Origin of the sequence: Salinibacterium sp. UTAS2018 (assembly GCF_004118935.1) — a bacterium.
In the GTDB taxonomy this organism is placed as follows: Bacteria; Actinomycetota; Actinomycetes; order Actinomycetales; family Microbacteriaceae; genus Rhodoglobus.
This window is the reverse complement of record NZ_CP035375.1, coordinates 1,034,429-1,054,695: the sequence shown is the minus strand read 5'-3', so window position 1 is coordinate 1,054,695 and position 20,267 is coordinate 1,034,429. Positions and strand designations below refer to the sequence as shown.

Genomic DNA, 20,267 nt, shown 5'->3' with positions numbered 1-20,267 from the left:
GACGCCGATGCCTCGCCTGCGACCGTTTCGAGCCCTCTCGCTTGCGCTGAAGGTGGTGCGACTTACCGCGCGTGGAAGTACGTTCGTGGTGCTCGGTAATCTCGCGATCGTGGGCGGCTATGTGGCGGGTATGCCGATTTTGTTATATGCGGGATGTTTTGCGCTCGCGCTGCCGTTGATGGCGGTGGTTCTCGTGCGTTCGCGCGGCTCATCGCTGGCCGTGAGTCGGCGTTTCGCTTCTCCAATCGTGGAGGCAGGGACCACCAGCGTCGTCACGCTGCGCGTCGATAACCTCGCGCGCACCAGTCTTCGAGGAATGCACTGGGCCGATGGTCTACCGTGGCGTCCGTGGGCGACGGCGAGCGGTTGGCTGCCTCCGCTGTCGGCTCGGATGGGTGGGCTCAACCGCCGCAGCGCGGCCCAACTGACGTACTCTCTCACCCCGGCGGCCCGAGGCGTATTCGAAATTGGCCCGCTTCTGTTGCAGAGCGCCGACCCGCTCGCGCTTGCGCTCGGTAGCTGGAGTGTGGGCAGCGTTACGGAGCTCACTGTTACGCCGCGAGTGGTCGCGCTGTCTCATTCGGCGTTGCTCGCTCAGTCGGGCGACGGCGAGGCCCGAGTGCTCCAACGTCGCTCGGCAGGCGACGACGACGACGCGATGACACGCGAATATCGCCGCGGAGATGCGATGCGCCGGGTGCACTGGCGAGCATCCGCCCGCCATGGCAGTCTGATGGTGCGCCAAGAGGAACAGCACAGTTATCCCGAGGCACGCATCATCGTGGATACAAGGTCGAACGGTTATCCGGATGCGAGCCACGCCGAGTCCGGCCGCCAGCCAGCCGGATCCGTCGCGGCGGCCACGCGCAGCCCCCGCTTCGAGTGGGTAGTCAGCATGCTCGCGTCTGCTGCCGTGCAGTTGAAGCGCGAAGGCTTCTTGGTTGAGATCCTCGAGACAGGCCCGACACAACTAGCGGAGGCATCGATTGTGCACCGTCGCGCGTCGGAAGAACAAGAGTTCTTGACCCGCCTTGCGACGTTCGGGCCGGTTGACACTGCGCCGGGATGGTGGGGCGCACCCGTAGCGAGCACGAGCGCGGGTGGGCCAGTGGTGGCGCTCGTCGCTCATCCCGAGCCCGAGACCATCGCGTACTTGGCGCAGCAGGCTCTCCCCGGGGTGCTGGCTGTGGTGTTCGTCGTGGAATCGTCGTCAAGTTTTGGCTACTTCGCTCACGCGAGGGGCCCGGCGCGGCAGTCTGCCAGCGACGAGCTGCGCGACGCCGGCTGGAAGGTGATCTCGGTGCACTCGTTCGATGGCATCAGTGACGCGTGGGAGCTATTCGTAGCCGAGTCGCAGGCACACCGTGACGACAACTGACGCGAGTCGAGCGCGCAGCGTGCGCGCTCACGAGCAACGAGTGCGGGTGTGGTCGCTCAGCGGCACCCTTGCTCTCGCCCTGGGCGTCGGGGCGAGCAGCCTCGGCGAAGTGCTTACTGAAGGCGCCTGGTGGTTTCCGTACCTCGCGGTAGTTCTCGTCGTTCTCTCTGCCGCCGCGGTCGCGCACACGCTCATCTCCCGAGCCTGGATCGGCTCCCTCATCGGTGCCGTCGCGGGTGGGTTGGCGCTCACTGTTCTCTTCGCCGCCAACACCGCGTTCTGGGGAATCGTACCCCTCGTCGGAACAGCGGAACGTTTCGCGCGACTGGTGACCGAGGGCCAAGACTCAATGGAGGGTCAGCGATTCCCCGCGGATGCCGACGCCGGCATTGTGTTCCTGATCTGCGTCGGTGCCGTCGCTCTTTCCGTCGCGATGGATGTCATCGCATTCGTGCTGCGTAAGCCCGCTTTCACGGCGATCCCGCTCCTCGTCCTGCTGGCGGTTCCAGCGTTTGTGCGAAGCGAATTGCACGATGCGCTTGGTTTCGCGGTTACGGCGCTGGCCTATGTCGGCATCCTTCTCGTCGCGGGCGAACATACGACGGTTCGCTCCGCGTGGCCGGCGGTGGCGGTGGCTCTCGCGGTGGCGCTTGTTGTACCTGTGCTGCTCCCGAGCGTCACACCGGCAGAGCCCGCGACGAGCGCACCGGGAATCATCGGCACGGGGGTGAACCCCATCCTGAGCCTCAGCGACGACTTACGCCGCGATTCACCGCTCCCAGCACTGACCTACTGGTCTGACACGGGAGAGGAATACCTGCGGGTGGCCGCGCTCGATGAGTTCAGTGACGAGACCTGGAGTCCTTCCGAGAACGAGATTGACGACGCCAACACCGTCGACGAGTTCGGGGCTGCGCCGGGTCTCTCGGCCGAGATCCCTCGCATCCCCAAAGCCGTGCAGATTCAGATTCAACAGCTTCGCGGAAAGCTGCTGCCGGTGCCGTATGCCGCGACGAGCATTGCGGATGCGGGGCGCGGGTGGACGTGGGACGCGGAGGCTCTTACTGTCGCATCGTCATCCGCGAACTCGAAAAATCAAAGCTACGAGGTGTCGTTCATCACTCCCGCTCCCACGATCGAACAGCTTGAGGCCGCACCGGTCGAACTGCAGAGCGGTTTTGAGAAGTACTTGGCGCTGCCCGAAAGTTTGCCGGCCGTGGTGAGTGAAACCGCTCAGCAGGTGGCCGGAAGCGAAGCAACACGGTTCGATCAGGCCCTGGCGCTGCAGTCGTTCTTTCGCAACGGGGACTTCGTGTACTCGGAGGAGGCCCCCGTCGCCGAGAACTACGACGGTTCGGGGGCAGAAGTGCTCGGCGAATTCTTGGCTGCTCAGAGTGGCTATTGCGTGCACTTTGCTTCGGCGATGGCGGCGATGGCCCGCAGCCTCGACATTCCCGCTCGCGTCGTTGTCGGCTTCACTCCGGGGCAGCGACAAGTGGACTCCGAAACCGATGAAGTCAGCTTTTCGGTCACCACCGACAACCTGCATTCGTGGCCCGAGCTCTACTTTCCGACTGTCGGATGGATTCGTTTCGAACCCACTGTTTCGGTAGGGAGCACGCCTCGGTTTGCGCAGAGCGTGAACGATGACCCCAGTACTCCCGATATCGATGAGTCGAAGCCCGAACCCACCGCGACGCCGACGTCGAGCGCCACCCCGGGAGCGCGCCCCGATGTGCCGCGTGACGAGATCGCCGACGTGCCGGTTTCGGGGCAGAGCCAGCTCTCGCCCTGGTGGTGGTTGCTGCTCGTCATCCCGCTGCTGCTAGCCGTTCCTGCGCTCGTCCGCGTCAGTCGCCGAGCGCTGCGGCTGCGGGCTGTCGCTCGCGGCGACGTTGCGCAGGCTTGGCGTGAAATTTGCGATAGCGCCGCCGATCTCGGAATCGTCGTCACCACGACGGCGACTCCGCGCCAACAACACGACCAGATAGCGACGCAGCTCGGCATGGCGACTGTCGCTGCGAGAGCTGGGGCGGTGTCTGGATCCTCCACAAGCTCGGCCCCATCGACAGCGCCCTCGGTTGAATCGCCGCGACCAGCGTCGTCGGCGCTCGCGGAGGTGCTTGCTGCCGTGGAAGCCTCGGCGTTCAGCCCGCGCCAGCGAGCGGTGCGACGAGAAGCAGTGTCGAGTGTGATCGTCGCGCTACGGTCATCCGTGGGGTCGAAGGCCCGGATCGTCGCGGTACTCGCCCCGCGCACGGCATTCGACCGCAACCCAGCCGCGGTCGAGAAGTAGCCCGACGCGGTTACGCCGGGCTGAAGCCGATCACGGGCTTACCCGTGATCGGATTGCGCAAGATGGATGCCGTCACGCCGTAGACGTCAGCAATCAGCTGTTCGGTCAGTACGGTTTCGGTCGCGCCCGCCGCCACGACGCGACCGTGGGAGATCACGATCACGTGGTCGCAATAGCTCGCCGCGAGGGAGAGATCGTGCAGGGCCGCCAGAACGGTTACGCCAGTGTTGCGCAGGCTCGAGAGTAGTTCGAGCACCGCGAGCTGAGCGGCGATGTCGAGGTGGTTGGTGGGTTCGTCGAGGGTGAGCAGCTGCGGCTGCTGGGCGAGTGCCCGGGCCAGCATCACGCGCTGCTTTTCGCCACCGGAGAGGCTCTGAAACTCGCGCTCGCGGAACGCGGTCATTTCTACAGTCTCGAGGCTCGCCGCAATGATGGCGGCGGATTCGGGGGAGTCGGCCTCCCACAGTGATTGGTGCGGAAGGCGACCGAGCGCCACAACCATTCCCACAGTGAGGGACGTGTCGGTGGTGGCGTCTTGCTCCACGAACGCGGCGAGGCGGGCGCGGTGGCGGCGCGGCATCCCGAGCAGATCATGGCCGCCGAAGGTGACGCTGCCCGATGCTGGAGCGTGCACCCCGGTGAGAGCGCGCAGTAACGTCGACTTTCCCGCACCGTTGGGGCCCACGAGCGCGCTGAGCGAGCCGCGCGCGACCGTGCAGTCGACGTTATCGATGAGCAGGGTGCCGTCGGTGGTGACGCTGATGCGTTCCGCGACGAGGCCGCTCTCGGTGCCGCTCGTGGCGCCACCCGTGGTGCCGTGCTCGCTACCGCTCGTCTCGTTCATGTGGAACTCTTTCGCCGGGTGAGCAGGAACGCAAAGATGGGCGCTCCGATCATCGCGGTGACGATGCCCACGGGAATCTCGCGAGGATCAAAGAGGGTGCGGGCAAGAGTGTCAGCCCACACGAGAAAGACAGCACCGAGGAGGGCGCTGAGGGGGAGCAGGGCGCGATGGCCTGGTCCCACGAGCAGCCGCACGGCATGCGGCAATATCAGCCCCACAAAGCCAATCGAGCCGCTCACCGACACCATGGCCCCCGTGACGAGAGCGGATGCCGCCAGCAGTCCCCAGCGGGTGGCGCTGACGTTCACGCCAAGCGACGCTGCCTGCACGTCGCCAAAGGCAAAGGAGTCGAGAAGTCGTCCCGTGAGCATCACGGGGATCCCGATCACGATGATGGCAACCATGGTGATGCCGACGGCGGGCCAGCGTGCTCCGCTGAGCGAGCCCAGCAGCCACGAGAGCACTTCGCGGTAAGAGTCGCCGGTGACGCTCCAGAAGATGACAAAGCTCGTGATGGCCGAGGCGAGTGCCGAGACGGCGATACCTGCCAAGACGGTGCGCGAGGGCGTGATCGCTCCCAGCGACCCCGCGAGCAGCAACGTCAGGGTGAGAGCGAGCAACGCTCCGACGAAGGCGGCGAGAGGAAGCAACACAGCAGCGCCTAAGAGCAACACTGACACGGCGCCGAGCGCGGCTCCTGACGACAACCCCAACAGATAGGGGTCAGCGAGCGGGTTGCGCGTAATCGCCTGCATCACGGCTCCGCTCAACGCGAGCCCCGCGCCCACCGCCGCGGCGGTCAGCACGCGTGGCAAGCGCAGCTGCCACACAATGCCGTCGCGAAGCTCGCTCAGCGGGCTCACCCCAATACCGAGGTGACTACCAATCGACCGCCACACTTCATCGAAGCGGATGTCGGCAGGCCCGATCGTCACCGCCACCGTGATCGACACCAGTAGTGCGATCACGAGGGCGGCGCCGAAAGTTAGCGGGGAAACCTTAGCCATCAAGCTCCGCAATCTGGGCCGACAAGCTCTCGGCGGCTTCGACGCTGCGCACGCCAGCCTCGCTCGCCGCGAACGGCACTACGAGGTAACGGCCAGCTTTCACAGCACTGAGGTTAGCGGTTGCGGGGTTGGCCTCGAGAACTTCAATCTTCTTGTCGGCGGAGTTCCACGCGGCATCCACGAGCACGATGAAGTCGGGGTCGGCGTCAACGACGGCTTCCCAGTTGAAGGGCGCCCACGTCGAGTCGATGTCGCCGGCGATGTTGGTGAGGCCCACGGTGTCGAGTAGTAGTTGCGGAGCTCCGATGCCAGCGCCGACATACGGTGTGTCAGAACCTGAGGAGAACCACAGCGCGGTGCGGGAGTCGCCGTTGGCCTCGATGGCGTCCAACTGCGCACGCTGCTCTGCGACGATTTCAGAGGCATCCACCCGGAAGATCGACGCCACAGTTTCGATGTCTCCGAAGACATCATCGAAGCTGAGCTGAGCGGGCTGTTCTGCACTCTGGCAGGCCGAGGGGGCGACGAAGGTGTTAATGCCTAGAGCGGTGAGGTCAGCGCGCTCGCCGGCTCCGTCTGCGCTGAATGTCGACTCCCACCCCGCGAAGACAAGGTCAGGCTCAAGGTCAAGCACTGCTTCTTCGCTGGGCACTTTCTCAGCGATCGAGGTCAGATCAGCGGCCTCGGATGCCCACTGCTCGGGAACGGGGCCGTCCTGAAAAGCGGTTCCGATGATGCGGTCGCCCAAACCGAGTGCCAGCAGCATTTCGGTGGTCGATGACTTGATCGTGATGACGCGCTCGGGGGCGGAGTCAAAGCTCACGTCGAAACCGCAATTGCTGAGGTCAACGCTCTGCGCGGCGGCGTCGGGGGAGGCGGTGGTCTCCGGCGTCGCGGTGGCACAGCCGCTGAGGGCGAGAGCCGACACCGCGAGAAGAGCGGCACCACGAACGACGGTGTGACGGCGGCTCGTGCGGTGAGCGCTGGGGCGGGCAGCAAAAAGAGAGCGGGTAAGAACAGACATGAGGCCTTTCGAGAAACGGCGAAGTGGGCGCGGAGATGCGCCACGAAAACGGAAAAGTGTTTCAAGAAGACCGGAAGCCCAATCCTGGGCAAACCAACCACGCCATACCAAGCGCACGGGTCTGTTGTACCAGTCTAGAGAGGGGCGGATGCTCGTGCCTACACCGACCCGCACCGCCGTCGCCGCTCATCCGTGGGTCGTAAGCCTGAACGATCACTGACCGGGGGCGACAGCGAGGCCGTTGCGGGGGTAGAATTGACGATCGTGTCTAGAATCAACGAGAGTCCGTATGCCGTGTTGGTGCGCGATCTCATGCACCGTCCCGGTGAGATGAGAGAGCACTCGCTCCAGATCGTCGTACCCGAAACCTTCGGTACCACCGTTGTTGAGGTTCCCAAGGGCGCGAAACTGTCCATTAAGGGCCGTTATGAATCACTTCATGATGGCGTTCTCGTGGATGCCGTTGTCTCGGGAAAAGCTCAAGCAGAGTGCGTTCGTTGCCTGATTGACGTGACGCTGCCTGTTCGAGTCGAGTTTCAAGAACTTTTCGCGTATTCTGAGGACGAAGCTTTCGACTACACGGTGATCGACGAGTATGTCGATCTAGAACCTGTAGTGCGGGATTCGGTAGTGTTGTCACTTCCGTTCCAACCGGTCTGTCAAAAAGATTGTCTTGGCCTGTGCCCTGAGTGTGGGGTTCGGTTGCTCGATAATCCAGGACACGAACACGAAGCGCCCATCGATGCCCGCTGGGCAGCGTTGGCCGGCCTCCAAGATTTCACGCAAGACTCGCACGACCACGACTTGAACGACACGAACGATTTCCCTGAGACCCAAGAAGAAAAGAGTTAGTCATGGCAGTACCGAAGCGCAAAATGTCGCGGGCCAGCACCCGCATGCGCCGCGCCCAGTGGAAGGCAACCCCTACCGCTCTCGTTAAGACCATCGAAAACGGCAAGACCGTTTACAGCCTCCCGCACCGCGCCAAGGTAGTCGAAGACTCCGCCGGCACCCCCCTGTACATGGAGTACAAGGGCCGCAAGGTCGCTGACGTTTAACTAGTCCCCACATACTCGAGTCGAAATGGCGATAACGGGCTCCAGCTCACCTGCTGAGCTCTCCGCTGTGCTCGGGGTCAGTATTGATCCCGAGTTGCTCACGCTTGCGTTGACACACCGTTCTTTCGCGTACGAAAACGGCGGAATCGCGCATAACGAGCGGCTCGAATTTCTTGGTGACTCAATTCTTGGCCAGGCAGTAACGGTCAAGCTGTATCGCGATAACCCGGAGCTTGACGAGGGAGACCTTGCCAAGCGTCGGGCTAGTCTCGTTTCCTCCGTAGCTCTTGCTGAAATTGCGCGCCTGATCGGTCTTGGCGCGTTCATTCGCTTGGGCAAGGGAGAAGAGCAAACGGGCGGCCGTGAAAAGCCGTCCATTTTGGCTGACACCGTTGAGGCGATCATCGGTGCTGCCTATATCGACCTCGGCGGGGACCAAGCCACAGCGCTCGTCCTCCGCCTCGTCGCACCGCTGCTCGCCGACCCCGAGCGGTTCGGTGCAGCGATGGATCCTAAGACGAGCCTTCAAGAGCTCGCCGCCCAGCTCGGGCGTGGGGCTCCGGAATACCGCATTCAAGACAGCGGCCCCGATCATTCAAAGCGCTTTCATGCGGAAGTGTGCCTCGAGGACGAAGTAATCGCGTCGGGCATCGGCTCCAGTAAAAAGCACGCCGAGATGGGTGCCGCGCTCGAAGCCTGGACCATCCTCCAAGCCGCAGTGAAGTAACCGGCGTGCCCGAACTTCCCGAAGTCGAAGTGGTGCGCGCGGGGCTTGAACCGGCCGTCACCGGCGCGACGGCGGCATCCGTCACCATCTTCGACGAGCGCTCGCTGCGTCGCCATGAGGGGCCGAGCGAAGACTTTATCGACCGACTGACTGGCCGCACCTTCTTGACGCCTCAGCGTCGGGGCAAGTTCATGTGGCTTCCTCTCGCCGACAGCGACGCGGCTGACAGTGCTGCGGCGCACGGTGAGGCGCTCGTCACGCATCTCGGCATGAGTGGGCAGGTGCTTCTGCGCGATCGGAGCACGGATGACCGGCTCACGCGCATCCGGATCGAACTCGATCATCCTGACCACGGCGCTTTGCGACTCAACTTTGTCGACCAGCGCATTTTCGGCTCGATGGCGATCGACAGCATGCTGCCCACCGGCGATCAGCCCGCGTTCGCGGTGCCAAGCCAAGTGGCGCACATCGCGCGTGACCCCCTCGACCCGTTCTTTGACGACGCGAAGTTCTTGCGGTCGTTGAAGGCGAAGCGCACGACGGTGAAGCGGGCGCTGCTCGACCAGACCCTGATCAGCGGAATCGGCAATATCTATGTCGACGAAGCGCTCTGGGCGGCGCGCGTGCACTACAACCAGCCCACCGAAACGCTCAGTCGAGCTAAAGCCGTTCAGTTGCTTGCCGAAGTGCGGGCGGTGTTCACCAAGGCCCTTGCCGAGGGCGGCACGAGCTTCGACACCCAGTACCTCAACGTGAACGGTGAGTCAGGCTACTTCGCCCACTCGCTCAATGTCTACGGCCAGCAGGGGCGGGCGTGCCCGCGCTGCGGTCGCGAAGTCGTGCGCGAGAGCTTCATGAACCGCGGCTCGCACCTCTGCAAGTTCTGCCAGCGCGTTCGGTGAGGGTAGTTCGCGGAGCTCTACAGTTGAACTATGGAATCCGGTGCCGTGAACTCGACAACTACGCTCGCTGAGATCAGGGCTCAGATTGACACGCTTGATCGTCAGATCGTGTCATTAATTGCGGAACGCCAGAAGCGTGTGATCGCTGCCGGCTCGTTGAAATCAGATGAACAGGCGGTCCGTGCTCCACAGCGCGTCGAGCAGGTCATCACGAAGGTGCGCGCCTTAGCCGATGAAGCGGGGGCGTCGCCCGATGTCGTCGAGAAGACCTATCGCGCACTCATCGCTTCGTTTATTGCGCTGGAGCTTGAGCACCATCGAGGCTGACGGCTAGCGCAACTCTTTCTTCCAGGCGCCCTCGTATCCGATAGGCACGAAGCCCACGGCCTCGTTGACCGAGAGCATGTGACGGTTTTCCTCAGCGTTGTAGGTGATGACCGACGGATGCCCGGGCGCGACTCGTTCGAGGTGCGCGAGGTTCAACACCTTGAGCAGGTTGCCAAGGCGGTGGCCGCGATGTTCGCTGAGAACGATCGTGTTGTCTTGGAGCACCGCACGCTCGGCTTGCACAGGCACGGTGAGCGCGGTGTACGCCACCAAGTCTCCCGACGCGACGTGCTCGATCGCCGCGTAGACGGTCGTCACCCCGCTCGCCAATTCCCGTTCGTCGTGATCGACTACTCGTGCTGCAGTCCACACGTCTTCGGGAGGCTCAAGCCCCGCGCTGGGTTCGTCCGTACTCATCCGCGTGTAGAGAAGCGCGAGGTCGTCTCGCCACTGCTTCGGGCACAGCCCCACCCACTCGTGCACGGCATAGTCGCGACTGCAGCGCTTGATGGCGTCGTCGACAAGGGAGTGCAGGCCGGCGATAGGGAGGGGGAGCCGGCTCACCCGTTCGACCTGCTCGAAGCTGTACTGCTGCGCGAGGAGAAACTGCGTTCCGGCGCCGTCGCGGGGCACCGCGCCAAAGCCCGTGGGGGAGTCGAGGCGCGCGCCCTCGCTGGGCAGGCTCGAGACATACACGTGGACTTTGCGTTTGCCGGCATCCCGAGCAACGGTCTCGAGCTCAGCGAGAAGCCGGGCCCCAATGCAGCGACGCCGATAATCCGGATGCACGTACGCTTCGATCCACGCGGTATCGGCATCTTCGCCGACGGTGGTGCTGTAGTCGCCGCGGCCCACGATGCGTTCCTGATCGCGGGCGACGAGCATCCGCCGCTCCTCGAATGCGCTCGGTTGCTGGCTCACCAGCGAGACAGCCGGGTCGAAGGCCAGTTCGGGGTAGTGCAGCAGCACTTCGTCGGTCTCATTCCGCAGCACGGTCGCCGCGGTGAAGTCATCCGACCCCTCGGCAGAGAGCGCGAGAGGAATCTCGAGGGTCGTGATCTCAATCTCTGACATGAGCGCACCAATCTGCGGGGGTAAGCGCTACGGAGGTAGCCGACCAGACTACGCCGCGAGCTCACAGCACGCTAGAGGCTCAGGGGACTCGTTCTGCGCGGCAGAACCGCGGAACCCCGCGCATCCGGTACCGTATAGCAAGGTTCTGGCCAGCAACGTGGTCGGAGAAATGACCAAGGCTGAGACCAGCAACGACCGGGCGGTGACGTGTACCTCAAGAGTTTGACCCTCAAAGGGTTCAAGTCGTTCGCGCAGCCCACCACTTTTGCGTTCGAACAGGGTGTGACGTGTGTCGTCGGCCCCAATGGTTCGGGCAAGTCGAATGTGGTGGATGCTCTGGCCTGGGTCATGGGCGAGCAGGGTGCCAAAACGTTGCGCGGCGGCAAGATGGAAGACGTCATCTTTGCCGGAACCGCTACGAAGGGTCCGCTGGGTCGCGCCGAGGTCATTCTCACGATCGATAACGCGGATGGCGCGCTGCCGATCGAATACAGCGAAGTCACCATCAGCCGCACCCTGTTCCGCAACGGCGGCAGCGAATACGCGATCAACGGCACCTCGTGCCGCCTGCTGGACGTTCAAGAGCTCCTCAGCGACTCCGGCCTCGGCCGCGAAATGCACGTCATCGTTGGCCAGGGTCAACTCGATGCGGTGTTGCACGCCAGCCCCGAAGACCGTCGCGGCTTCATCGAAGAAGCGGCCGGCATCCTCAAGCACCGTCGTCGCAAAGAGAAGACGCTGCGCAAGCTCGACGCGATGCAGGCAAACCTCACCCGCCTCTCTGACCTGGCGGGGGAGATTCGTCGGCAGCTCAAGCCGCTTGGCCAGCAGGCCGAGATTGCCAAAGAGGCGGCCTCAATTGCCTCGATCGTTCGGGATGCCCGCGCCCGCCTCCTCGCCGACGAGGTCGTCGAACTGCGCTCGAGTATCAACGATTTCAGCCGTAGCGAAAGCGAACGCAAGACGCAGCGCATCGTGCTGCAGGAGCAACTCGACCAGAACAAATTGCGCGAAGCCCGTCTTGAGCAGGCGCAGGTCGGCGACGATGTCGACGAAGCCCGCAGCATCGTATTTGGCCTCCAATCGGTGCAAGAACGCCTGCGCAGCCTCTACAACTTGGCTAACCAACGCCTTTCGTTGCTCGGTCAGCAGAGCGATGCGCCCGTCTCGAACAACAGCGTCAGCCAGACTCTCGTCGATGAAGTGAAGGCCGGTGCCGACGAACTCGCGACCGGTGTTGCGGATGCCGAAAAGGCAGTCGCTGCAGCCGCTGCGGCAACGGCCACGGCGAAGGCCGCGCTCGACTCGCTCGATGAGGAAATCGCCGCGCAGAGTGCGCTTGTTTCCCGTCACGAGCTGGAGAGCGCCGGGCTCACCGCTCGCGTCGAAGTTGCCACCTCCACTCTCACAGCAGCGCAGGGTGAGCTCGTTCGTCAGCAGCAGGCGCTCGCCGAAGCTCACGCGCGTCGCGAAGCAGCGCAGGCCGAGTTTGAAGCGCTCGAAGCCGAGGCGAGCAACTCGACAATTGAAAGCGATGGTTCGCTCGATACCGCCTACGAAGCCGCCGAAGCCAAAGTTGCTAGCGTTCAAGCGGAGATAGAGACCCTGCGCGACGCCGTCCACGTCTCCGAACGTGAGCGCGATGCTCTCGCCGCCCGCAACTCGGCGCTATCACTCGCTGTCGATCAGAAAGACGGCTCGAGCGCCCTCGTCGCCGCCAAGCTCTCGGGCATCCGCGGTCTCGTAGCGGAGCACGTCAAGATCACTCCCGGCTACGAAGCGGCGATCGCTGCCGCTCTCGGCTCGCTCGCGGATGCTGTGCTCGCCGATGACCGCGATTCAGCCATCGATGCGCTGGCCGAGTCTGCTGCGCGCGATTTCGGTCGCGTCGAAGTGGTTGTGGCCAACGCCGCGAAGCAGACCGTTGCGCTCGGAACGGCGGCCGGCACCGTGCCCGCCACCGACGTGGTCACTGCCCCCGACGGTGTTCACGGCCTGCTCACCCATGTGCTCATCGCCGACGATCTCGAGGCTGCTCGCGCCGCTTACGGTTCGCTCGCCAACGCCGCTGACCTCACGTTCGTGACGCGCGACGGCGACGTGCTCACCCAGTTCGTGCTGCGCGGTGGTTCGGGCGCCAAGCGTTCGCGCCTCGAACTCGTTGCCGAGCGGGATGCCGCCGCCGACAAACTCGGAGTCGTCACCACTCAGATCGAACGCACGAGTTTCGAGCTCGACGAGAAGCGTCGCGAACTAACCTCAGCCAAGGCCGATGCCGAAGCCGCCCTCGTGGCTCTGCGCGAATATGACGCCCAACTTGCCGCGCAATCGGAGTTACTCGGCCGCCACCGCATCCAGGCCGAAGCAGCCCAAGCCGAGTGCGACCGTCTGGCCCGTGCCGTCGACGTTGCCGAAGAAGCCGTCGCCGAGACCACCACCGAAGTCGCGCGCGCCCAGACTGCCGCCGACAAGTACCAAGCAGCACCGCGGCCGATGCTCGATGTCTCCGAACGCGAGCCGATGCTGGCCGAAGTGGATGCCGCCCGGGCTCACGAAGTCGAACTGCGCATCCAGATGGAGACCATCCGCGAGCGGGTGCGCGCCGAGCGTGCACGCGCCGAACAACTCGCCGCCCAGCTTGTGCGCGAGCGCGAAGCAGCGCAAGAGCAAGCTCGACTGGCCGTGATTCGTCAACGACAGATGGCATCCGCCACAAAGGTCGTTGAGATGCTGCCGGCGGTGCTCGACTCCGTTGATCGATCGCTGTCCGAAGCGCGCGTCTCGCTCGCCTCGAAGGAAGCCGAACGCTCGGCCCAGAACCAAGAACTTTCCGCGCTGCGCCGCGAAGAATCAGCGCTGCGTGAACGGCTTTCGGCCGTCAGCGACAGCGTTCACGGCCTCGAGATGCAGATCTACGAAAAGAAGCTGCACCTCTCAAGCCTCCTCGAGCGTTCGGGCGAAGAACTTGGCCTCGTCGAAGATGTACTCGTGGCGGAATATGGCCCCGAGGTGCTCGTTCCTGACGACCGCGTGAGCGACCACGACGAGAACGGAAACCACGCGGAACCTTCGGCCGAACCGAGCCGCGACGCCGACGAAAGCGCCTCCGACTCAGGCGCCGACAGGAATGCCGAACCCGCGGCATCCGGTCGCCCCTTCGTCCGCGCCGAGCAACAGGTTCGCCTGCAGAAGGCCGAGCGTAAACTCGCGCGTCTCGGACGCGTGAACCCGCTCGCCCTCGAAGAGTTCGATGCGCTCGAGCAACGTCACAAGTTCTTGACCGAGCAACTCACCGACCTCACGAACACCCGCAAGGACCTGCTGACGATTATCGAAGAACTCGATGGCAAGATGCAGACGATCTTTGCTAGTGCCTTCGAGGACACCAAGAACGCGTTCAACGAGGTTTTCCCCGTGCTGTTCCCGGGCGGCACCGGCAGCATCTTCTTGACTAACCCGGATGACCTGCTCACGACCGGCATCGACGTCACGGTGAAGCCCGCCGGCAAGAAGATCGAACGGCTGTCACTGCTGAGCGGTGGTGAGCGATCACTCGCCGCCGTCGCGCTGCTGATCGCCATCTTCAAGGCACGCCCGAGCCCGTTCTACATCATGGATGAGGTCGAGGCCGCGCTCGACGATGCCAACCTCGGTCGCCTGCTCGCGATCTTCGAAGACCTGCGCCAAACGAGTCAACTCATCGTCATCACACACCAAAAGCGCACCATGGAAATTGCGGATGCTCTCTACGGCGTCAGCATGCGCGCCGACGGCATCAGCGCCGTGGTGGGCCAGCGCGTCGCCAAAGAGTCCGCCGCGGCCGACGCGAGTTAGTCGATGCGCTTGAGCGGTTCGCCGTTGACGGTGTGTACGCACCAGCCGCTGTGCAGCTTTTCCACGGTCGAGACCGAGCCGTTGATGATCTGGTCGAAGTCTCGGCCTGCCAGTTCCGAGAGTGTGTAGCGAATGATCGTGCCGTGGCACACGATGATGACCTTTTTGTTGGGGTAGTCGTGCGTGACCTTGTTGAGAGCTTCGATTCCGCGCTCCACGACATTATGGAGGGATTCGAGTCCGGGATACACCGGATTGTTGGGCCAGCGTGCGTCGATCTCCACCTTGGTGAGGCCTTCGCCTTCGCCATAGTTGCGTTCGATGAGGAGGTCGTAACTGCGGCCGAGCTCCAGACCGAGGCCATCCGCGATGATCTGGGCTGTTTCACGGGCGCGCTGCAGAGGCGAACTGACGATGACGTCCCAGTCAGTGCCGCGCAGTACTTCCACCGCTTCCCGCGCCTGCTGGCGACCAATGTCGTTGAGGGGGATGTCGCTAGAGCCTTGCATGCGGCCTTCAGCGTTCCAGTTAGTTTGGCCGTGACGAATCAGTGAGAGCATTCAAAAACCCTAGCGCGGTTAGGGAAGCAGCATGCACCTGCCTTAACCTGTAGTCATGGCAGCATCCTGGTCGCTTTCGGGCGCACTCAAATCTATGTTCGCGCGCGACACGATCGACGCCGAAACGTGGAACGATCTCGAAGACGCAATGATCTCGGCCGACTTTGGCCCCGACATCACCGAGTCCGTCATCGATGAGTTGCGCGCCAGCGTGGCGAAGTATCGCACCGACGACCCCGCCGACTTGAAACGGATGCTGCGCGAAACTCTCGAGGAACGTCTCGCCCGCCTCGACCCGACGCTCACTCTCAGCGCCCGCCCCGCGGTCGTGCTGGTCGTCGGTGTCAATGGCGTCGGAAAGACCACCACGATCGGCAAGTTCACGAAGTTTCTCGTCGGCCACGGCCGCTCGGTAGTCGTGGGTGCAGCAGACACGTTCCGCGCCGCTGCTGTTGAGCAGCTGGCGACGTGGGCTGAGCGCGGGGGAGCATCGATCGTGCGTCCTCAGCAGCAGGGCCAGGATCCGGCATCCGTCGCATTCCAGACCGTGGAGCGCGCTCAGCGCGAAGGCATCGACATCGCCATCATCGATACTGCAGGTCGCTTGCAGACCAAAAGCGGCCTGATGGATGAACTAGGAAAGATCCGTCGCGTTGTCGAAAAGCAGACCGAGATTGCCGAGGTGCTGCTCGTTCTCGATGCCACTACCGGCCAGAACGGTGTCGCTCAGGCAGAAGCGTTCATCAAGCACGCTGGGGTAACCGGGCTTGTCATCACCAAGCTCGATGGCTCAGCGAAGGGCGGTTTTGTGCTCGCGGTTCAGGAGCGCACGGGCATCCCGATCAAGCTCGTCGGCCAGGGCGAGGGCATCAACGATCTCACCGGTTTCACCCCGCACGTGTACGTGCAGGGTCTGGTCGGCTAACAACAGCAATGCCGCGCTGGTCGCTGACGGGCCAGAAGCCAGCGGACTAGTTGTTGGCGGCCTTGTGCGCGGCAGACAGCTCGAGGTAGTGCGCCGCGTTCTCGCGAACGCCGGCTCTTTCTTCATCGCTGAGTTCGCGACGAACCTTGGCGGGCACTCCGGCCACGAGCGAGCCGGGCGGAATGATGGTGCCTTCGAGCACGACGGCGCCCGCAGCAACGAGGGATCCGGTTCCGATCACAGCACCATTGAGCACGGTCGCGCTCATGCCGATGAGGCAGTCGTCTTCGACGGTGCAGCCGTGCAGCACAGCGCCGTGTCCGACACTCACTCCTGAACCAACGGTTGTGGGGATGCCCTCATCGCAGTGCACCGAGACGTTGTCTTGCAGATTCGACCCCTCACCGATGGTGATCGCGTCGGTGTCACCGCGCAGCACTGCGCCATAGAAGATGCCGACGCCTTCGGCGAGCGTGACTCGACCGATGAGAGTGGCGTTGGGCGCCACGAAAGCGCTGGCGGCAATCTGGGGCGTGTGTCCGGCGAGAGTCACGATAAGAGCAGTCATGCCTCTAAGTTAGCGCGAGAGCTGCCGCAGCGAGACGCAACTGTCGAGAGGAGCCGTTAGTGCGAGAAGCGCGAGGCGATCTCGACCATGACGCTTTCGTTGCCGGCGTAGATGCCGTCGGCGCGGGGCCAGTGCCCGATCACGTCGGTGAAGCCGAGCGCGTCGGCGCGACCGACGGCGTCTTCCCACGTGTCGACGCTTTCTACACTGAACTGGGGTGCGCCATCCAGATTGAGATAACGATCGAGGCTGTCGGATGCTCGGCCCGCCTTTTCGAGGGCCTCATCCATCCGCGCGGAGGTGTCGGCGACAACCTGCCACCACTCGTCGAGTGTGTCGGCGGTACGGCCGAGAGTGAGCCAGCCGTCGGCCAGTTCGGCGGTGAGGCGTAGACCGCGAGGGCCTTCGGCGGCGACCACGAACGGCATGCGCGGTCGCTGGGCGGGGGCACCGACCATCCGAGCATTGACGGCCGTGAACCAGTCACCGCTAAAGCTGATGCCGCCACTACCGGGGTCTTCGAAGCGCAGCAGCTCGTCGAGCCCGCGCACGAACTCCTCAAAGCGAGCATGGCGCTCGCGAGGCGTGAGCTCGTTCTGGCCGAGCACGGTAGCGTCAAAACCGGTGCCGCCCGAACCGACGCCGAGCAGAAAACGGCCAGCGCTCACGTCGTCGAGCGTCGCGAGTTCTTTGGCAAAGGGAACCGGATGCCGGTAGTTGGGCGAGGCCACAAAGGTGCCGAGCCCGATGCGGTTCGTGACGCTCGCGGCTGCCGTGAGAGTGGGGAGGGTGGCGTACCACTGCTCATCGGCGAGGGAACGCCACGACAGGTGGTCGTAAATCCACGCGTGATCGAAGCCCATTTCTTCGGCTTGAATCCAGCGATGTTGGGCTTCAGCCCACGGCTGTTGGGGCAGTATGACGATTCCGTGTCTCACGTTCTCAGCCTACTCCGAGCCCCTGTCGGCGTTGTGGAGTCGCTTCGCGGTGAGGGCTGCGCGTGACCCCCACAGCGAAATGGCGTGGGCCCGTGCATTGACTGCACAGCCCCACGCCAGGTGTTCCGTCGTTAGTTTCTACTTTGCGACGAACGTGACCGCGTCGCCGAAGAAGAGGTCTGTCTTGAAAGAGACCAGATCGAGTTCTGTGTCGGCGGGAACATCGATGTATGCGGTGAAGTTGGCTTCAAGTCCAGGGTTGATCTCTTCGTAGACGTACCACTCGTTGCTTTCGGTACCGTAAACAACAGCCGCTTCATATTCGGCATCTCCAATGAAGCCGGCTACGGAGCTTTCCGAGATAGAGATTGCTTCGTTGGTGCCGTTGGTCATCGACATGCTGACGGCCACGAGCGTTCCGCGAACTTCCGAAATGAGGTAGTCATCGGGAGGAGTTGCGTCGAGTGTGACGCTCAGAAGCGTGATTTCTGCACCGTCGTCAGTCGTCACCGTGTCACCCACGCCAGCAATCGCATCCGTTTCAGCGGGAGCTTCATCGGTGTCTTCGTCCGACGTGCTCGGTGCGGAGATTGAGGGAGCATCATCGATGCTTTCGCTGACTGCGGTGGCAACAACGGCGATTCCGACGAAGATCGAGATGATCCAGAAGAGGAAGCTAACGATCAGTGCGACGAGAGCCATTCCCTTGCCCTGGCCCTTGCGGGTCAGCGCGACGATCGACACGATAAACGCACCGAGAAGGATGACCCACGAAAAACCGTTGGTCGCCGGGATTACGGCGAGAAGCGCGCCGAAAACGGCAAGACCGAGTGCAACCAATCCCAAAGTGTTGCGCGCCTTCTTGGCGGCGGGTGCGGCAGGCGCAGTAGGCGCGGCAGGTGTCTCTGGTGTCGTTTCGGGATTTGTTTCGGGCGTAGTCATGCGGTGCAGCCTCCGAGGATTTGCTGTGAGTTGGTTGTCCACAATTGTGGGAAAAATCGTGCGGGGTATCAGTACCCATTGGCAACGACATTGTGAGTATGGCTCCAAAAATGGATGCCATGCAAGCACAGAGCACCCCCCACTTCGGGCCGATGTCAACCCCTGCGCGCTGTGACCTTGCCGCAAATAAACTAGGTAACGGCTGAAAACGCCGACAGGCGACCAGGTTCCACCTTTACCGCCGGGGTTCATGGATCGCTCCTCGCCGGATAAACTGGTGGCATCATGGCCACTTTTGGAAATCTCACCGACCGCCTCGCGGATACCTTTAAGAACCTGCGCGGCAAGGGCAAGCTCAGCGAAGCGGATGTCGATGGCACCGTTCGTGAGATTCGCCGCGCTTTGCTCGATGCTGACGTTGCGCTCGAGGTTGTTAAAGCGTTCACCGGGCGCGTGCGCGAACGCGCTCTCGGTCACGAGGTTTCGGGTGCGCTGAACCCCGCTCAGCAGGTCGTGCAGATCGTCAACGACGAACTCGTCACGATTCTGGGTGGCGAAGCTCGCCGCATCCAGTTCGCGAAAAACCCGCCGACGGTCATCATGCTCGCGGGACTTCAGGGTGCCGGTAAGACGACGCTCGCGGGAAAGCTTGCCAAGTGGCTCGCCGCTGATGGCCACACGCCGCTGCTGGTAGCTGCCGACCTTCAGCGCCCCAACGCAGTCACTCAGCTTCAGGTTGTCGCTGAGCAGGCTGGTGCTGCGGTCTTCGCTCCTGAGCCCGGCAATGGCAAGGGAGACCCGGTCAAGGTCTCCAAGCAGGCCATGAAGTACGCCAAAGACAAGCAGCACGATGTGGTCATCATTGACACCGCTGGTCGTCTCGGTGTGGATGCCGAGCTCATGAAGCAGGCCGCCAACATCCGCAAGGCTGTTGATCCTGACGAAGTTCTTTTCGTTATTGACGCCATGATCGGTCAAGACGCTGTTACGACCGCTCGTGCCTTCCAAGAGGGCGTCGACTTCACCGGTGTCGTGCTCTCGAAGCTCGATGGCGATGCTCGCGGTGGTGCAGCACTGTCTGTCGCGTCCATCACCGGGCGCCCGATCATGTTCGCTTCCACGGGTGAGGGTCTCGATGACTTCGAGCCATTCCACCCCGACCGCATGGCCAGCCGCATCCTCGACCTGGGTGACATCCTCACCCTCATCGAGCAGGCCCAAAAAACGTTCGACGAAGAAGAGACCCGCAAGGTCGCGGAAAAGTTCGCCACCGACAGCTTCACGCTCGATGACTTCTTGCAGCAGATGCAGCAACTCAAGAACATGGGGTCGATCAAGGGCATGCTGGGTATGCTCCCCGGTGCCAAGGGCATGCGCGAGCAGCTCGACAACTTCGATGAGTCAGAGATCACGCGCACCGAGGCCATCATTCAGTCGATGACCAAGCAAGAACGTACGATGCCGAAGCTCCTCAACGGATCTCGTCGTGTGCGTATCGCCCGCGGTTCGGGAACGACGGTCACCGAGGTTAATGCTCTCGTGAACCGGTTCGAGCAGGCGTCCAAGATGATGAAAACTGTCGCCAAGGGCGGTATGCCGCAGATTCCGGGTATGGGGCCGATTCCCGGTGGTCACGGTGGAAAGTCCGCGAAGAAGAATCAGAAGAAGAAGGGCTCAAAGTCGGGCAACCCGGCCAAGCGTGCGGCGGAGGATGCCGCCCGTGCCGAGGGCGTGGTCGCTCCTTCAGCTCCGTCTGGTTCAGGCTTCGGTCTCGGCGGCTCGAAGCCTGCCGCTGGTGGCCCGTCGCCAGAAGAGCTCGAGAGTTTGCAGAAGTTCCTCGGCCGCTAGTGCGGGCGAGTTGCC

The 20,267-nt window shown here is 63.1% G+C and carries 18 protein-coding genes; 10 read left to right on the top strand and 8 right to left on the bottom strand.

What is annotated here, in order from left to right:
* The first annotated feature begins 7 nt into the window (after positions 1–7).
* Together ESZ53_RS05050 and ESZ53_RS05045 are read left to right on the top strand one after the other, a co-directional pair.
* Positions 8–1,378: a DUF58 domain-containing protein gene (locus tag ESZ53_RS05050; protein WP_129071826.1), complete on the top strand. Its 1,371-nt coding sequence runs from the start codon at positions 8–10 to the stop codon at positions 1,376–1,378.
* Complete coding sequence (locus tag ESZ53_RS05045; protein WP_129071825.1) at positions 1,365–3,674, top strand: DUF3488 and transglutaminase-like domain-containing protein; 2,310 nt, start codon at positions 1,365–1,367, stop codon at positions 3,672–3,674. The genes ESZ53_RS05050 and ESZ53_RS05045 overlap by 14 nt, the downstream gene beginning before the upstream one ends.
* Before the next feature lie 10 nt (positions 3,675–3,684).
* Here the strand turns inward: ESZ53_RS05045 and ESZ53_RS05040 are convergent, their stop codons facing one another.
* The 3 genes from ESZ53_RS05040 to ESZ53_RS05030 are packed head-to-tail and all read right to left on the bottom strand — an operon-like array spanning position 3,685 to position 6,549.
* Positions 3,685–4,518 (bottom strand): ABC transporter ATP-binding protein, encoded by an 834-nt coding sequence (locus ESZ53_RS05040; protein ID WP_129071824.1) that lies wholly within the window; start codon positions 4,516–4,518, stop codon positions 3,685–3,687.
* A complete protein-coding gene (locus tag ESZ53_RS05035; RefSeq protein ID WP_129071823.1) occupies positions 4,515–5,525 on the bottom strand; it encodes a putative F420-0 ABC transporter permease subunit in 1,011 nt (336 codons plus the stop codon). Before ESZ53_RS05035 ends, ESZ53_RS05040 begins: the two co-directional genes overlap by 4 nt.
* Positions 5,518–6,549, bottom strand: coding sequence for a putative F420-0 ABC transporter substrate-binding protein (locus tag ESZ53_RS05030; RefSeq protein ID WP_129071822.1), 1,032 nt, complete (start codon positions 6,547–6,549; stop codon positions 5,518–5,520). Before ESZ53_RS05030 ends, ESZ53_RS05035 begins: the two co-directional genes overlap by 8 nt.
* A gap of 264 nt (positions 6,550–6,813) precedes the next feature.
* Between ESZ53_RS05030 and ESZ53_RS05025 the strand changes: the two genes are divergently transcribed.
* Genes ESZ53_RS05025 through ESZ53_RS05005 form a run of 5 tightly spaced genes read left to right on the top strand, consistent with a single transcriptional unit; the run spans position 6,814 to position 9,563 of the window.
* A complete protein-coding gene (locus ESZ53_RS05025) occupies positions 6,814–7,401 on the top strand; it encodes a DUF177 domain-containing protein (RefSeq protein WP_246837391.1) in 588 nt (195 codons plus the stop codon).
* 2 nt (positions 7,402–7,403) lie between these two features.
* Positions 7,404–7,607, top strand: coding sequence for a 50S ribosomal protein L32 (rpmF, locus tag ESZ53_RS05020; protein ID WP_129071820.1), 204 nt, complete (start codon positions 7,404–7,406; stop codon positions 7,605–7,607).
* 25 nt (positions 7,608–7,632) lie between these two features.
* The gene (rnc, locus tag ESZ53_RS05015) at positions 7,633–8,334 is read left to right on the top strand and encodes a ribonuclease III (protein WP_129071819.1); all 702 of its coding nucleotides are present in this window, start codon (positions 7,633–7,635) and stop codon (positions 8,332–8,334) included.
* A gap of 5 nt (positions 8,335–8,339) precedes the next feature.
* A complete protein-coding gene (gene mutM / locus ESZ53_RS05010) occupies positions 8,340–9,236 on the top strand; it encodes a bifunctional DNA-formamidopyrimidine glycosylase/DNA-(apurinic or apyrimidinic site) lyase (RefSeq protein WP_129071818.1) in 897 nt (298 codons plus the stop codon).
* Between the two features lie 30 nt (positions 9,237–9,266).
* The gene (locus ESZ53_RS05005) at positions 9,267–9,563 is read left to right on the top strand and encodes a chorismate mutase (RefSeq protein ID WP_210403838.1); all 297 of its coding nucleotides are present in this window, start codon (positions 9,267–9,269) and stop codon (positions 9,561–9,563) included.
* A 3-nt stretch (positions 9,564–9,566) separates the two neighbouring features.
* Here the strand turns inward: ESZ53_RS05005 and ESZ53_RS05000 are convergent, their stop codons facing one another.
* A complete protein-coding gene (locus ESZ53_RS05000) occupies positions 9,567–10,637 on the bottom strand; it encodes a GNAT family N-acetyltransferase (protein WP_129071817.1) in 1,071 nt (356 codons plus the stop codon).
* 207 nt (positions 10,638–10,844) lie between these two features.
* Between ESZ53_RS05000 and smc the strand changes: the two genes are divergently transcribed.
* Positions 10,845–14,471, top strand: a complete 3,627-nt coding sequence (smc, locus tag ESZ53_RS04995; protein ID WP_129071816.1) for a chromosome segregation protein SMC — start codon at positions 10,845–10,847, stop codon at positions 14,469–14,471.
* Here smc and ESZ53_RS04990 read toward each other — a convergent pair.
* Positions 14,468–15,031 carry a histidine phosphatase family protein gene (locus tag ESZ53_RS04990; protein WP_129071815.1) on the bottom strand — a complete coding sequence of 188 codons (564 nt, stop codon included), beginning with the start codon at positions 15,029–15,031 and terminating at the stop codon, positions 14,468–14,470. The genes smc and ESZ53_RS04990 overlap by 4 nt on opposite strands.
* Positions 15,032–15,086: 55 nt before the next feature.
* On the opposite strand from ESZ53_RS04990, the gene ftsY reads away from it, so the two are divergent.
* Positions 15,087–15,956, top strand: coding sequence for a signal recognition particle-docking protein FtsY (gene ftsY, locus ESZ53_RS04985; protein ID WP_129071814.1), 870 nt, complete (start codon positions 15,087–15,089; stop codon positions 15,954–15,956).
* 46 nt (positions 15,957–16,002) lie between these two features.
* Here the strand turns inward: ftsY and ESZ53_RS04980 are convergent, their stop codons facing one another.
* The 3 genes from ESZ53_RS04980 to ESZ53_RS04970 form a co-directional block, all read right to left on the bottom strand.
* The gene (locus ESZ53_RS04980) at positions 16,003–16,524 is read right to left on the bottom strand and encodes a gamma carbonic anhydrase family protein (protein WP_129071813.1); all 522 of its coding nucleotides are present in this window, start codon (positions 16,522–16,524) and stop codon (positions 16,003–16,005) included.
* A gap of 56 nt (positions 16,525–16,580) precedes the next feature.
* Positions 16,581–17,462, bottom strand: a complete 882-nt coding sequence (locus ESZ53_RS04975) for an LLM class flavin-dependent oxidoreductase (protein WP_129071812.1) — start codon at positions 17,460–17,462, stop codon at positions 16,581–16,583.
* A gap of 138 nt (positions 17,463–17,600) precedes the next feature.
* On the bottom strand, positions 17,601–18,404 hold the full coding sequence (locus tag ESZ53_RS04970) for a DUF4352 domain-containing protein (protein ID WP_129071811.1): 804 nt from the start codon (positions 18,402–18,404) through the stop codon (positions 17,601–17,603).
* Between the two features lie 285 nt (positions 18,405–18,689).
* Between ESZ53_RS04970 and ffh the strand changes: the two genes are divergently transcribed.
* Positions 18,690–20,252, top strand: coding sequence for a signal recognition particle protein (gene ffh / locus ESZ53_RS04965; RefSeq protein WP_129071810.1), 1,563 nt, complete (start codon positions 18,690–18,692; stop codon positions 20,250–20,252).
* Positions 20,253–20,267 lie beyond the last annotated feature (15 nt).

Coding starts and splice junctions, on each gene's coding strand:
- ESZ53_RS05050 (WP_129071826.1), top strand. CDS start 8: ATGCCTCGCCTGCGACCGTTTCGAGCCCTCTCGCTTGCGCTGAAGGTG.
- ESZ53_RS05040 (WP_129071824.1), bottom strand. CDS start 4,518: ATGAACGAGACGAGCGGTAGCGAGCACGGCACCACGGGTGGCGCCACG.
- ESZ53_RS05035 (WP_129071823.1), bottom strand. CDS start 5,525: ATGGCTAAGGTTTCCCCGCTAACTTTCGGCGCCGCCCTCGTGATCGCA.
- ESZ53_RS05030 (WP_129071822.1), bottom strand. CDS start 6,549: ATGTCTGTTCTTACCCGCTCTCTTTTTGCTGCCCGCCCCAGCGCTCAC.
- rpmF (WP_129071820.1), top strand. CDS start 7,404: ATGGCAGTACCGAAGCGCAAAATGTCGCGGGCCAGCACCCGCATGCGC.
- rnc (WP_129071819.1), top strand. CDS start 7,633: ATGGCGATAACGGGCTCCAGCTCACCTGCTGAGCTCTCCGCTGTGCTC.
- ESZ53_RS05005 (WP_210403838.1), top strand. CDS start 9,267: ATGGAATCCGGTGCCGTGAACTCGACAACTACGCTCGCTGAGATCAGG.
- ESZ53_RS05000 (WP_129071817.1), bottom strand. CDS start 10,637: ATGTCAGAGATTGAGATCACGACCCTCGAGATTCCTCTCGCGCTCTCT.
- ESZ53_RS04990 (WP_129071815.1), bottom strand. CDS start 15,031: ATGCTCTCACTGATTCGTCACGGCCAAACTAACTGGAACGCTGAAGGC.
- ftsY (WP_129071814.1), top strand. CDS start 15,087: ATGGCAGCATCCTGGTCGCTTTCGGGCGCACTCAAATCTATGTTCGCG.
- ESZ53_RS04980 (WP_129071813.1), bottom strand. CDS start 16,524: ATGACTGCTCTTATCGTGACTCTCGCCGGACACACGCCCCAGATTGCC.
- ESZ53_RS04970 (WP_129071811.1), bottom strand. CDS start 18,404: ATGACTACGCCCGAAACAAATCCCGAAACGACACCAGAGACACCTGCC.
- ffh (WP_129071810.1), top strand. CDS start 18,690: ATGGCCACTTTTGGAAATCTCACCGACCGCCTCGCGGATACCTTTAAG.